15 protein-coding genes are annotated in these 12,409 nt (G+C 71.5%); 4 read left to right on the forward strand and 11 right to left on the reverse strand.

Annotated elements, in window-relative coordinates; genetic code table 11:
* Positions 1-14: 14 nt before the first annotated feature.
* The 6 genes from R2D22_RS18225 to R2D22_RS18250 all read right to left on the reverse strand — a co-directional run bounded on the left by R2D22_RS18225 (position 15) and on the right by R2D22_RS18250 (position 4,227).
* Entirely contained in the window at positions 15-689 is a 675-nt protein-coding gene (locus R2D22_RS18225; protein WP_318104845.1) for a class E sortase, read from the reverse strand.
* A gap of 15 nt (positions 690-704) precedes the next feature.
* The gene (locus tag R2D22_RS18230) at positions 705-1,826 is read right to left on the reverse strand and encodes a class E sortase (protein WP_318104847.1); all 1,122 of its coding nucleotides are present in this window, start codon (positions 1,824-1,826) and stop codon (positions 705-707) included.
* A complete protein-coding gene (locus tag R2D22_RS18235; RefSeq protein ID WP_318104849.1) occupies positions 1,823-2,461 on the reverse strand; it encodes an aminodeoxychorismate/anthranilate synthase component II in 639 nt (212 codons plus the stop codon). The genes R2D22_RS18230 and R2D22_RS18235 overlap by 4 nt, the downstream gene beginning before the upstream one ends.
* A complete protein-coding gene (locus R2D22_RS18240) occupies positions 2,458-2,619 on the reverse strand; it encodes a hypothetical protein (RefSeq protein WP_318104851.1) in 162 nt (53 codons plus the stop codon). The genes R2D22_RS18235 and R2D22_RS18240 overlap by 4 nt, the downstream gene beginning before the upstream one ends.
* Positions 2,620-2,711: 92 nt before the next feature.
* Positions 2,712-3,416: a class E sortase gene (locus R2D22_RS18245; protein WP_318109850.1), complete on the reverse strand. Its 705-nt coding sequence runs from the start codon at positions 3,414-3,416 to the stop codon at positions 2,712-2,714.
* Positions 3,417-3,459: 43 nt separating this feature from the next.
* Entirely contained in the window at positions 3,460-4,227 is a 768-nt protein-coding gene (locus tag R2D22_RS18250; RefSeq protein WP_318104853.1) for a DUF881 domain-containing protein, read from the reverse strand.
* 137 nt (positions 4,228-4,364) lie between these two features.
* Between R2D22_RS18250 and crgA the strand changes: the two genes are divergently transcribed.
* On the forward strand, positions 4,365-4,619 hold the full coding sequence (gene crgA / locus R2D22_RS18255; protein WP_318104854.1) for a cell division protein CrgA: 255 nt from the start codon (positions 4,365-4,367) through the stop codon (positions 4,617-4,619).
* Positions 4,620-4,905: 286 nt separating this feature from the next.
* On the opposite strand, the gene R2D22_RS18260 is transcribed toward crgA, so the two are convergent.
* Entirely contained in the window at positions 4,906-5,766 is an 861-nt protein-coding gene (locus tag R2D22_RS18260) for a rhomboid family intramembrane serine protease (protein ID WP_318104856.1), read from the reverse strand.
* A 118-nt stretch (positions 5,767-5,884) separates the two neighbouring features.
* Entirely contained in the window at positions 5,885-6,409 is a 525-nt protein-coding gene (locus R2D22_RS18265; protein ID WP_318104857.1) for a peptidylprolyl isomerase, read from the reverse strand.
* 218 nt (positions 6,410-6,627) lie between these two features.
* On the opposite strand from R2D22_RS18265, the gene R2D22_RS18270 reads away from it, so the two are divergent.
* A complete protein-coding gene (locus R2D22_RS18270) occupies positions 6,628-7,329 on the forward strand; it encodes a DUF5324 family protein (protein ID WP_318104858.1) in 702 nt (233 codons plus the stop codon).
* A gap of 42 nt (positions 7,330-7,371) precedes the next feature.
* Here the strand turns inward: R2D22_RS18270 and R2D22_RS18275 are convergent, their stop codons facing one another.
* Positions 7,372-7,809, reverse strand: coding sequence for a DUF6344 domain-containing protein (locus R2D22_RS18275; protein ID WP_318104860.1), 438 nt, complete (start codon positions 7,807-7,809; stop codon positions 7,372-7,374).
* 297 nt (positions 7,810-8,106) lie between these two features.
* Between R2D22_RS18275 and R2D22_RS18280 the strand changes: the two genes are divergently transcribed.
* A complete protein-coding gene (locus tag R2D22_RS18280; protein WP_318104861.1) occupies positions 8,107-8,478 on the forward strand; it encodes an STAS domain-containing protein in 372 nt (123 codons plus the stop codon).
* Between the two features lie 158 nt (positions 8,479-8,636).
* On the opposite strand, the gene R2D22_RS18285 is transcribed toward R2D22_RS18280, so the two are convergent.
* On the reverse strand, positions 8,637-9,119 hold the full coding sequence (locus tag R2D22_RS18285) for an iron chaperone (RefSeq protein ID WP_318104862.1): 483 nt from the start codon (positions 9,117-9,119) through the stop codon (positions 8,637-8,639).
* 51 nt (positions 9,120-9,170) lie between these two features.
* Complete coding sequence (locus R2D22_RS18290; RefSeq protein WP_318104864.1) at positions 9,171-9,626, reverse strand: carboxymuconolactone decarboxylase family protein; 456 nt, start codon at positions 9,624-9,626, stop codon at positions 9,171-9,173.
* Between the two features lie 180 nt (positions 9,627-9,806).
* On the opposite strand from R2D22_RS18290, the gene R2D22_RS18295 reads away from it, so the two are divergent.
* Positions 9,807-12,275 carry a tetratricopeptide repeat protein gene (locus R2D22_RS18295; RefSeq protein ID WP_318104865.1) on the forward strand — a complete coding sequence of 823 codons (2,469 nt, stop codon included), beginning with the start codon at positions 9,807-9,809 and terminating at the stop codon, positions 12,273-12,275.
* The last annotated feature ends 134 nt before the right edge of the window (positions 12,276-12,409 follow it).

Below are 12,409 nucleotides of genomic sequence, written 5' to 3' on the forward strand. Positions count from 1 at the left end.
CTTCGCGCGTGCCGTCAGCGGAGCTCCGCCGGGGGTGTCCGCGTGTTGTCGACCTTCTCGGTGCGCTCGAGTTCGCCCCAGACGATGAAGCGGTAGTCCGAGGTGTACATCGGGGTGCAGGTCGTCAGGGTGATGTAGCGGCCGGGCTTCTTCTTGCCGGACTGTTTGGGGACGGGCTGGAGGACCTCGACGTTGTACTTGGTCGTCTGCGGCATGGTCTTGAAGACCTTGTAGACGTACCAGGTGTCCTTCGACTCGAAGACGATCGAGTCCCCGGTCTTCAGCTTGTGGATGTTGTGGAACTTCGCGCCGTGGCCGTCGCGGTGCGCGGCGAGCGTGAAGTTGCCCTGCTTGTCCTGCGGGAGGGCCGACTTGACCGGGTCGGTGTAGTAGCCGGCGACGCCGTTGTTCAGGGTCTTGGTGGCCGTGCCCTGCTTGACGAGTATCTCGCCGTTGCCCATCGCCGGGACGTGCAGGAAGCCGATGCCGTCCTTGGTGTCCAGCGCGCCAGGGCCGCCGGCCCAGCGGTCGCGGACGTGGGAGGCGTCCTTGTCGGCCGCCTGGTCGGCGAGCACGTTCGTCCACCACAGCGAGTAGACGACGAACAGGCCGAGCAACACCCCGCCCGTGATGAGCAGTTCACCGAAGACACTGATGGCGCCGGCAATCCGGTCGCGCGCACGTGACACTGTGTCGTCTTCCTCTCAGCCTACGAGCGCGTCCGGTTTCCCCTTGCTGCGCGGGCGTTCCTCGACCATCTTCCCCCACACGATCATCCGGTAGGTGCTCGTGAACTCGGGGGTGCAGGTGGTCAGTGTGATGTATCGGCCCGGCCTGGTGAACCCCGACCCCCGCGGAACGGGTTCGATCACGGAGACGTTCGACGGCGAGGTCTGCGGCAGGACGCTCGCCATCTCGTACGTGTAGTACGCGTCCTGGGTCTCCACGACGATCGGATCGCCGGGCTCCAGCCGGTTGATGTACCGGAACGGCTCGCCGTGCGTGTTCCGGTGGCCGGCCACCGCGAAGTTGCCCTGCTTGTCCGACGGCATGGCCGTCTTGAGCCTGCCCTCGCCGTAGTGGCCGACCATGCCGCGGTCCAGGACCTTCGGCTTGCTGATGCCCTCGGCGATCGGCACGACGACGTCGAGCTTGGGGATGTACATGATGGCGAAGCCCTGGCCCGGTTCGAACGCGTCCGGCTTGCGGCCCTTCGCCCAGTCGTCCGCGATCCGGTTCTTCGCGGTGTCGGCCTCCTGCCCGGCCCGGACGTTGGTCCACCACAGCTGGTACGTGACGAACAGCAGCATCACGACGCCGAAGGTGATGAACAGCTCGCCCACGACCCGGCTGGCGACGACGCCCACGCTGTCCTTGCGGGCGCGTGCGGCCCTGCGGGCCTCCACCCGGGACATCGGGCGGCCGGGCTCCTGCGCGGCCGCTGGAGCGGCCGTTGCGGCCCGCCGGCCGCGTCCCTTCGCCGCCCTGCGGCGCTCGGCCCGGCCGGGACCTGGGTCCGAGGGGGGCGGCAGCGGGGGCTCGACGGTCCGCAGCGCGACGGTCTCGTCGTCCCGCACGCCCTCGGGGACGTACGCGGCGGGGTCCGGCTCGGGGACGTACGCCGGTTCGTACGTGTACGGGTCCTCGGCCGGTATCGGCTCGTACGGCGCCGCCGGCGGCGCCGGCTCCTGCGGGTACCCGTACGGGTCCGCGTACCCGCCGCCGTCCGCGTACCCGCCGCCGTCCCCGTACGGCTGCTCGTGAGCCCGCTCCGCTTCCGGGCCCGACGGGTTCGTCGCCCGGAACCAGGGCGAGCCCGTCGTCACGCGACGGCCTTGCCCACCACCGGCGCGAGCCCGGCCGAGCGGCCCACCGCGCCTTCGTCGCCGCACTGCGCCAGCCAGTTGGCGAGCATCAGATGGCCGTGCTCGGTCAGCACCGACTCCGGGTGGAACTGCACGCCCTCCACCGCGAATTCGCGGTGCCGCAGGCCCATGATGATGCCGTCCTCGGTGCGCGCCGTGACCTCCAGCTCGGCCGGCAGGTCCGCCGGCTCCGCCGCCAGCGAGTGGTACCGGGTCGCCGTGAACGGCGACGGCAGGCCCGCGAAGACGCCCTTGCCCTCGTGCGTGACCGGGGAGGTCTTGCCGTGCAGCAGCTCGGGGGCCCGGTCCACGACGCCGCCGTACGCGACCGCCATCGACTGCATGCCCAGGCAGACGCCGAACACCGGCACGCCCGTCGCGGCGCAGTGCCGCACCATGTCGATGCAGACCCCGGCCTGCTCCGGCGCGCCCGGGCCGGGGGACAGCAGGACGCCGTCGAAGCCGTCCTGGGCGTGCTCCAGGGCCACCTCGTCGTTGCGGAGAACCTCGCACTCCGCGCCGAGCTGGTACAGGTACTGGACGAGGTTGAAGACGAAGCTGTCGTAGTTGTCGACGACGAGAATCCGTGCGCTCACTGGCCGTCCACCGTCACATCGTTGAACGGAAGCAGCGGCTCCGCCCAGGGGAACACGTACTGGAAGAGCACGTAGACCGCCGCGAGGATCAGTACGAGCGAGATGATCGCCCGCACCCACGCATTGCCCGGCAGATGCCGCCAGATCCAGCCGTACATGACGTCTGCCGGTCCTTCCGTGAGTTCTGTGGTGCTGTGGTCCCGATGGTCCTCGACGGCACCAGGGTAAAGGGCGAAGGCGCCCGGTTGGGTCAGCTGTTCAAAGCCGCGGGTCTGCCCTTCGTCACAGGCTGGGTGGCGTCGAGATGGGCCCAGACGATCAGCCGGTGGCTGCTGCCCCACTCGGGCTCGCAGGTCGTCAGTGTCAGGTAGCGGCCGGGGCCGTCGAATCCGGACTTGCGCGGCACCGGGTCGATCACGCCGGTGTCGGTGGGCACGGTGCGGTACGGCTTCTTCGTGATCCGGTACGTGAACCAGGTCGTCCCGTCCGTCAGGACGACCGCGTCCCCGGTGCGGAGCTTCGGGACGTCCTTGAAGGGGTCCCCGTACGTGCGGCGGTGGCCGGCGACCGCGAAGTTGCCGGTGTCGCCGAGGCGGGCGGAGCCGGTGTAGTGGCCGAGGCCCTTCTTGAGCGTGCCGGCCTTCGTGCCCTCCAGGACCGGCCAGTCCCAGTCCGCCCCGAAGCGGGGGACGTACATGACGGCGAGGCCCTTGCCGTCACGGTACGCGGGCGGCGGCGGGGTCGCGGGCGCCCGGGGGCTTCCGGCGGTGGGCACCGGGGGGAGCACGGCCTCGCGGCCGACCCATTCGTCCTGCAGGAGCCGGATCTGGCCGTCCATGGCCGCCTCGGCCTTCACGCCGGTCCAGAACATCAGGTAGCAGACGAAGAGGACGATCACCGTCCCGGCGGTGATGCACAGCTCGCTGAAGGTCCTCACGATCAGTCGTACCGACAGCACCACCGGACCCCCAGGGGATGCGCGCCCGAGCGGCCTCGCGTCAGCGGCTCGGCTTGGCGTAGTGGAGATCCACTGTGCCGGAGTAGCCCGGCAGAGTCACCGTCTCGTGCTCGTCGACTTTCCAGCCGAGGCCGTAGGCCTTCACGTACAGCTGGTAGTTCTGCAGCGCAGGGGAGGCGTTCAGCGCCTTGTCGAGCGCGGCCCGGTCGCCCACGGCGGTGATCTTGTACGGGGGCGAGTAGACGCGGCCCTGGAGGATCAGGGTGTTGCCGACGCAGCGCACGGCGCTGGTCGAGATGAGCCGCTGGTCCATGACCTTGACGCCGGTGGCGCCGCCCTTCCACAGGGCGTTCACGACGGCCTGGAGGTCCTGCTGGTGGATGACCAGGTCGTTGGCCTGGGGTTCCGGGTAGCCGGGGGCCGCCTGGGCGTTCGGCGGGGCGTCGTCGAGCGTGACGGTCAGGCCCGGGCCGGTGACCTTCGTGGTGCCGGCCGCGGCCTCCAGGGCGTGCAGCTTCGCGTCCTCGGCCGTGGTGGAGCCGTCGTCGCGGCGGGCGAGGGCGTCGACCTGGTCGCGTACGGCGGCGGTCGACTCGTCGAGCTCCCCGTTGCGGTGGCTGCGCTCCTCGATCAGGTCGGACAGGCGCAGCAGCGAGGCGTCCGTGCGGATGTTGGTGCCCTTGGCGGTGTTGAAACTCGTGACGAAGATCAGACCGGCGAGCGCGAAGACGGCAGCCGTCAGCACGCGGACCGGGCTCCAGCGTGGGCTGCGCCCCGGTCCGCCGGAAGAGTCGGCGGAATTGCTCAACGTACCCTGATCCCCTTCGGTGCCGCGGAACCACTACGCTAACTGACGCCCCGGGGGGCCGGTGGGCCTCCCACCCCTCCCGGCGCCAGCCCCCGTTCCCTGCGCGGTCACGCAGCGCATCGACAGGAGAGTCCCTCGTGCCGAAGTCACGTATCCGCAAGAAGGCCGACTTCACGCCGCCGCCGGCGAAGCAGGCGACCAGCATCAAGCTGACCAGCAGCAGCTGGGTGGCGCCGGTGATGCTGGCCCTCTTCCTGATCGGCCTGGTGTGGATCGTCGTCTTCTACGTCACCGACGGCACCCTGCCCATCAAGTCCCTCAGGAACTGGAACATCGTGGTGGGCTTCGGGTTCATCGCGGCCGGGTTCGGCGTCTCGACGCAGTGGAAGTAGCGGTTCGCCCACAGCGGCGTCAACCTCAGCCCTGAACTTATCCACAGAGTTGTCCACACTGCTGGGGACAAAGTTACGACCATCTGTGGATAACTCACATCGGGTTGACGCCGATGTGACTGGGGATACGCCGCCGGATACCTCGCACGCCCCTCGCCCGGACCTGGAAACACCAGGTCAGAGGCGAGGGGCGCGGCTTTTTCCCACCCCGTGCACAAGATCCGGTACACGCTGTGGACAACTCTGGGGAAAGCTTTCCACGGGGCTCACCGGAAGGCCCCGGTTCTCAGACGAGCGCGGCGGACCGGGCCAGCACGATCCCCAGGTCCAGCGCCAGGATCAGGACGCACGACCCGTACTGCACCAGCCGGCGCCGCTCCCTCGGCGCGTGCACCAGGGCGAAGGTCACCAGCGCACCGCCGACCAGACCGCCCACGTGCGCTTCCCAGGAGATCCCCTCCCGGGTGAAGGTCAGCAGCAGCGCCAGGCCCACGAAGAGCGCCACCGGCCGCATGTCGTACCTGCGCCGCCGGGCCAGCACCGCGAACGCGCCGATCAGGCCGAAGACGATGCCGGACGCGCCCAGCGAGGGCTGGTTCGGCGCGGCGACCAGATAGGCCAGCGTGGAGCCGGACAGGCCGGAGATCAGGCAGAGGAAGGCGAAGCGGCGGCGGCCCAGCTCGGGCTCGACCTGCCCGCCGATGATCCACAGGCCCAGCATGTTGAAGACGAAGTGGGGGATCTCCTGGTGCAGCACCGTGGAGGTGAGCAGCCGGTAGTACTCGCCGTCCGCGACACCGACGACCTCGCCGAGCGCCGGGCTGTACGCGTACCCGATCAGTGCCAGCTCGTCGACCAGCCGGTCCCCGGCCACCAGCACGGCGATGAACAGCGCCAGGTTGATCCCGATGAGGATCTTGGTGACGAAGCGGCCGTCGGCCGCGACCCTGCCGCCGGCGATCGTGCGCGGCTGGTTGGCCCCGGCGGCGTGCCCGGTGCCGGAGCCGGTTCGGACACAGTCGGGGCACTGGAAGCCGACGGAGGCGCTGATCATGCACTCGGGGCAGATCGGCTTCTCGCACCGGGTGCAGCGGATGCCGGTCTCCACGTCCGGGTGGCGGTAGCAGCGCGAAAGACCGGACTCCATGGAGGTCCCTCCCGAGGACATGGCTGGTGTGGGGAGCGCAACGCACCGCCCCGCCCATCCATACGGACGGGCGGGGCGAAAAGGTTCCCCCTGCGGGGGAGGAGCCGTACGGCCGGCGCTAGCGCTTCTCGATCACGACGGACTCGATGACCACGTCCTGGGCCGGGCGGTCGTTGCGGCCGGTGGCCGTGGTCGCGATGGAGTCGACGACCTTCTGGCTCGCCGCGTCCTCGACCTCGCCGAAGATGGTGTGGCGGCGGTTCAGGTGCGGGGTCGGCGACACGGTGATGAAGAACTGGGAGCCGTTGGTGCCCGGGCCGGCGTTCGCCATGGCGAGCAGGTACGGCTTGTTGAAGGAGAGCTCCGGGTGGAACTCGTCCGCGAACTCGTACCCGGGGCCGCCCATGCCGTTGCCCAGCGGGTCACCGCCCTGGATCATGAAGCCGCTGATCACCCGGTGGAAGACCGTACCGTCGTACAGCTTGTCGGTGGATCGCTTGCCGGTCGCGGGGTGGGTCCACTCGCGCTCGCCCCGGGCGAGCTCGACGAAGTTCTTGACCGTCTTCGGGGCGTGGTTCGGCAGGAGCTTCACCGTGATGTCGCCGTGGTTGGTCTTCAGGGTGGCGTAAAGCTGCTCGGCCACGATCTGCCTTCCGTAAGTCTTCGCTGACGTCCACCGATCCTGTCATGGAAGCGGTGGGCAGGCAGAAGCACGACCCGGATGCCCGCCCCCGCATGCCGGACCGCGGAACTGCGGGCATGATTTCGCGAAGGGCGGATATGCGAACTCTGTGCCCTGTTCGGGAGCTGCCGTCCGCCGGTACGTCCCGAACCGCAAACGCCACCGAGGAGGAGGATCCCGTGACCCGCATGGACAGCGTGCGCGCCGCGACCGGTTCGGCGAAGGACAGCGTGCAGCACGCCGCGGAAGTGGTGGCGCCTTACGCGAGCTCGGCCAAGGAGCATGCCGCGCTCTATGCGCATGAGGCACGCGTCAAACTCGGACCGAAGGTCTCGAAGGCCGCACAGCAGGCCCGTGTTCAAGCTCGTGTGCAGTACGACGCCCATGTCGCACCGCATGTACCGCCGCGGGTGGACGCGGCCGCGCAGCTCGCGGCGGACCGTACCCGCAAGGCCGCCCGTGCGGCGACCGACTACACCGTGCCGCGTGTCGAACACGCGGTTGCCGCGACCGGTCCCGTCCTGGAGGAGGCCGGGTCGCGTTCCACCGCCGCCTGGGCCGCGCTGCGCGGTCAGGTGACGCCGAAGGAAATCCAGAAGATCGTCAAGAAGCACGAGCGTCGGGCCAGGGCCGGGCGCGCCGCGAAGGGGCTCGCCCTCGTGGTCGTGCTGGCCGGTGTGGCCTTCGCCGCGTGGAAGTGGTGGGACAAGCAGGCCAATCCCGACTGGCTGGTCGAGCCGCCCGCTCCTACCGAGGTCTCGGAGGGTTCCGAGGACTCCGGCCGTTCCCCGTTGTCGTCCGTCGACGGCAGTGGCTCCCTCGATGCCGAGGTGGAGGCCAAGCAGGCCGATGCCGATGCCGATCGTGACGAGCGCCGTTGAGGATCGTGGTCCGGACGCCGGGAGACTTGTCGCTCCCGGCGTCTAGGCCGCTGCGGCCGTCACGGCTCCGGCGAGGGCGCGGTCGGCCGGAGCGGTGCTCTCGGCGCGCTCGGCCGGGGCGGCGGAGTCGGCCGGGACGGTCCGGTCCGTGCGCTCGGTCAGGTCGGCCGGGTCGGCCTCAGGAGTGCCGGCGGCGGGCAGGTGGCGTACGGAGGGCGTGGCGCCGTGCGCCTCGGCGCGGATGCGCTGCTTGATGGTGGGCGGCAGGGACCGGTCCCGTGCCGGTGACCTCCGGTTCGCCTGCGCGGGCACCGTCGCGAGCACACGCGCGGCGGCGGCGTCGGCGGCCGGCTCCTCCGGACGGCTCACGGCGGGCTGCTGGGCGGCCGAGGCGGGGGTCGCCAGACCGAGGGCGCCCAGGAGGGCGACGAGTACGGAGATGAAGGCGGTCCAGAACTGCTTGACCTTGACGGCGGCCATGGCTCCTCGCTTTCGGTAGTACTGCGGGTCGTTCGTCCGGCTCTGCGGGTCGTTCGTCCGGCTCTGTGGTGATGCATTTCGGGTTGCGCGATCTACATACCTTTCTCATGATGTGTACGCCCGGGAGGAATCCCAGGAGCGACGCCGCTCGCGCGCAGTTATTCCGATGAACACCACCCGTGCGGCTCAGTCGACCGTGGTCCCCCGGACCAGGGTGTGGACGATCACAGGGCCTCTCACAAGGGGAATTGCATAATGTCGGTCCCCCACGGACCGTCCCCCGACGAGAGAGTGGCCATGACCATCGAGTGGCGATACACCATCCAGCCGGATCTGGGCGTGCTGTCCCTGGCCGGGTACCTCGGCGCGGACGCCGTGGGCCGCTTCGCGGGCGCGGTGGGCTGGGCGGTGGCCCGCGGCACCGGGCCGGTCATCCTCGACCTGACGAGCCTGCGGGGCTGGTCGGACGGCGGCCGCGCGGCGATATCCGAGGCGGCGGCCCGGCTGACGGCGGAGGGGCGGAGCCTGGAACTGGCCGCGGCCCCCGACGACGACTGCCCGCCGATCCCGGTGCACACCGATCTGCCGGCCGCGCTCGCCGCGCACCGCGGCGGAGGCGCTGAGCAGCGCGAATGGCGCAGCGACGAATGGCCCGGCACGGAATCCTGAGGTAGCGGGCCCTGGCCCCGGAGCTGCTGCCGGTCACCGCGCGACAACGCGGCGCGGCCGCATCCGGGGCCGCCCCCGAGGAGGCGGTCCAGGATGCGGCCGCGCCGCCGGATCACTGAGGGGCGGCGGGGCCCTTCGCCCCGCCCGTCCGGCCCCCCTCAGCTCGCCGCCTGCTTCACCAGCGCGCCGATCCGCGTCTCGTCGGCGGCCGTCAGCCGCGTCAGGGCGAAGGCCGTCGGCCACATGGTGCCGTCGTCCAGACTCGCGATGTCGTTGAAGCCGAAGGTCGCGTACCGCGCGTTGAACTTCTCCGCGCTCTGGAAGAAACAGAGGACCTTGCCGTCCTTGGCGTAGGCAGGCATGCCGTACCAGAGCTTGGGCGCGAGGTGCGGGGCGTTGTCCCTGATCACGGCGTGGATGCGTTCGGCCATGACCCGGTCCGAGTCCTGCATCTCGGCGATCTTCTCGAGCACGGCGGCCTCTTCCGCCGCCGCCTTCTCGGCCCGTGTCGCCCGGGTGCGGGACGCCTTGACCTCCTTGGCGCGCTCCTTCATCGCGGCGCGCTCCTCGGCGGTGAAGGCGGCAGAGGAAGTGCTCTCGGTGGTCCGGCCGGCCTGCGTGGTCTTCTGTGCGTCCGTCATGGTGGTTCCTCCTCGGCTACGAATCTACGAACGATCGGGCGTGGTCGCCTGTCAGCCCCAGGCGCCGGCGATCTGGCGGGTGGCGGCGTTGAGCCGGTTGAACAGGTTGGTGACGCCGGTCATCAGGACGATCGCGGCGAGCTGCTTCTCGTCGAAGTAGGTGGCGGCCGTGTCCCAGACCTCGTCGGTCACCGGGTCGGGACGGTCGGCCAGCCGGGTCGCGGCCTCGGCCAGCGCCAGGGCGGCCCGCTCCTCCTCGGTGAAGTACGGGGCCTCCCGCCAGGCGGCGACCGCGTGCAGCCGCTCGTCGCTCACGCCGGCCTTGCGGGCCGACTTGGCGCCGCCGTCGACGCAGGCGCTGCAGCCGTTGATCTGGCTGACCCGCAGGTGCACCAGCTCGAGCGTCTGGGCGTCCACGCCGCCGGAGTGCACGGCCTTGAAGAGCTGCTGGATGGGCTGCATGGCGTCGGACAGGACAACGGCGGGGTTCTGCATACGGGACTGCATCTCGATTTTCTCCTCTGTCTGTTCGGTGCCCCGTTCCGTCGGGGCGTGACTCCATAACAGCCGCACCGGCGCCCCCGGACCACGGCCGTGGGACACCGTGGGACAGCTGAACAGGCCTTGACCAGTGGCTACTTGGCTCGCAAGATTTCCGCGAGAGCGGGACGGGGAGACGGGGGAACAGTGGGGAACGAGGAACGGGCGCCGCGGAGCGGCCCTCAGGAGGAGCTCGCGGCACGGCTGCGTCTGCTCCAGGAACTGTCCGGGCTCGGGGTCCGGGCCCTCGCGCGGGAGACGGGACTCAGCTCCTCGTCGCTCTCGCGCTACCTCGGCGGGCAGACCGTGCCGCCGTGGCCCGCGGTGATCGCCCTGTGCCGCCTGGTCAAGCGGGACCCGCGCCCGCTGCGCCCCCTGTGGGAGCGGACCTCGAACCCGCTGCCGGCGCCCCCGAAGAGCAGCCGGGTGGTCCCGCCGGTGCCGCGCAACGACCTGCCGCGGGACGCGGCCGACTTCACCGGCCGCGAGGCCGAGCTCGCGGCCGTCCTCGCCACGGTCGAGACCCACGGCGCGGTGTCGGTGGACGGCATGGCGGGCGTCGGCAAGACCTGTCTGGCGGTGCACGCCGCGCACCGGCTCGCCGACGCCTACCCGGACGGCCGGCTCTATGTGGACCTGCACGGGTTCACCGACGGCAGGCCCCCGCTCGACCCCGATTCCGCGCTGCGGATGCTGCTCGGGGCGCTCGGCGTCCCGTCCGAGCGGGTCCCGCAGGAGGGGGTGGAGCAACTGGCCGCCTGCTGGCGGTCGGAGCTGGCCCGCCGCAAGGTCGTCGTGGTCCTCGACAACGCCGCGGACGCCGAACAGGTCAGGCCGCTGCTGCCCGGCGCCGGCCCGTCCGTCGCCCTGATCACCAGCCGCAACCGGCTCCTCGGCCTGGACGAGGTGCCTCCGGTCTCACTGGACGTCCTCGGCCCCGAGGAGAGCGCGGAACTGCTGGCCCGGGCCAGCGGCGACCCCGGCGGCCCGGACGGCCGGCTGGGCCGCGAGCCGGAGTCCGCCGCCGAGGTGCTGCGCCTGTGCGGCCGGCTGCCGCTGGCCCTGCGGCTCGCGGCGGCCCGGCTGCGGCACCGGCCGGGCTGGACGGTGGGCATCCTCGTCGAGCGGATGACGCAGGGCGGGGCCGCGTTCGACGCCGAGTTCGGCGCGGCGCTGGCCATGTCGGTCCGGCAGCTGAACCGCGCCCAGGCCCGCCTGTTCCGGATGCTGGGCCTGCTGCCCGGCGCGTCGTTCGACGAGTACGTGGTGGCGGCGCTGGCGGACGTACCGCTGCACACCGCCCAGGAGATGCTGGAGGACCTGCTCGACGCGCACCTCGTCCAGCAGCCGACGCCTGACCGCTACCGGCTGCACGACCTGGTGCACCAGCACGCGCGCCGGGCCGCGGCGGAGCAGGACTCGGCGGCCGAGCGGGAGCGGGCCCTGGTCCGGGTGCTCGACTACTACGTGCACGCGGCGTCGGCCGCCGACGCGGCGATGCCGTTCGTCTCGCCCGGCCGGGCGGCGTCCGCGGGTCCGGTACCGGCCGCGCTGCCGCGGTTCGCGGACAAGAACGCGGCGCTGTCCTGGTTCGTCGCCGAGTACGGGAACCTGATCGCCGCGTTCGAGACGGCGGCGGCGGTCGGCGCGGACGCGCACGTGTGCGAACTGCCGCGTTTCCTGCGGGCGTACTTCGCGCGGCGCTGCGGCACGACCCATCTCAACTTCCTGTTCGAGCGGTCGCTGGCCGCCGCCGAGCGGCTGGGCGATCCGCTGCAACTGGCCGAGGCGCACAGCGACCTGGGCTTCGCGCGCTACAACGCGGGCCGGACCGAGGAGGCCGCGGCGCTGTACGAGGCGGCCGGCGTAGGGGTTTCCGAGGCGGGCGACCGGCAGGCGGAGGCCGAACTGGCCCTGCGCCGCGGCTATCTGAGCTGGGACACGGGTCACGTCGACGAGCCCCTCGCGCTGTTCCGGCGCGCGGGGGAGCTGTACGGGGAGGCCGGGAGCCCCACGGGCGCGGCGTACGCGGCCGCGGCGGAGGCCTGGGCGCTGCTCCAGCTGGGGCAGCGCGAGGAGGCGGCGCGGCTGGCCCGCGAGGTCCTCGCCGTCCCGCACGCCGACCCGGCCTGGCCGCCCCGGCTGACGGCCCGGATCACCCTCGGCGTGGCCGTGGCCGACGAGGAGCCGGAAGAGGCGGCGGAGCACCTGCGGCAGGCGCTGGAGCTGTCCCGCGACGACGGTCACCTGCACAACCAGGCGTGGGGCCTCAACTGCCAGGGGGTCGCGCTGCGCCGGATGGGCCGGTACGAAGAGGCCCTGGCCAGCCACCGGGAGGCGTTCGCGCTCCTCGACGAGCTGTTCGAGGAGCACTGGAAGATCCGTTTCCTCAACGGCTACGGCGAGACCTGTCGGCTCGCGGGCCTGCCGGAGGAGGCGCTGCGGCTGCACCGGCAGGCGCTGGAGCTGGCCCCCGGTCTCGGCTACCGGTACGAGGAGGCGCTGGCCCACGAGGGCATCGCGACCGTGCTGGACGCCACGGACCCCGCCACGGCCGCCGAGCACCGCGAGGCGGGCCGGGCCGCCCGCCGGGAACTCGTCGGCGCGGGCCGGTGATCCCCGCAGGCCACCGACCGGCCGGTGCCATGGGCCTCAGACGGTCCGTGGAAGGGTCCTCGCGGCCGGCGCCCTGAGGCGTGGGACGGACGAGCCGCGGAGAACGCGACCCGCCCCGATGTGACGCAGGACAC

It is taken from the genome of Streptomyces sp. HUAS YS2 (genome assembly GCF_033343995.1).
GTDB lineage: Bacteria > Actinomycetota > Actinomycetes > Streptomycetales > Streptomycetaceae > Streptomyces > Streptomyces solicathayae.

Coding starts and splice junctions, on each gene's coding strand:
- R2D22_RS18240 (WP_318104851.1), bottom strand. CDS start 2,619: ATGTACGGCTGGATCTGGCGGCATCTGCCGGGCAATGCGTGGGTGCGG.
- R2D22_RS18275 (WP_318104860.1), bottom strand. CDS start 7,809: ATGGCCGCCGTCAAGGTCAAGCAGTTCTGGACCGCCTTCATCTCCGTA.
- R2D22_RS18280 (WP_318104861.1), top strand. CDS start 8,107: ATGACCATCGAGTGGCGATACACCATCCAGCCGGATCTGGGCGTGCTG.
- R2D22_RS18285 (WP_318104862.1), bottom strand. CDS start 9,119: ATGACGGACGCACAGAAGACCACGCAGGCCGGCCGGACCACCGAGAGC.
- R2D22_RS18290 (WP_318104864.1), bottom strand. CDS start 9,626: ATGCAGTCCCGTATGCAGAACCCCGCCGTTGTCCTGTCCGACGCCATG.
- R2D22_RS18260 (WP_318104856.1), bottom strand. CDS start 5,766: ATGGAGTCCGGTCTTTCGCGCTGCTACCGCCACCCGGACGTGGAGACC.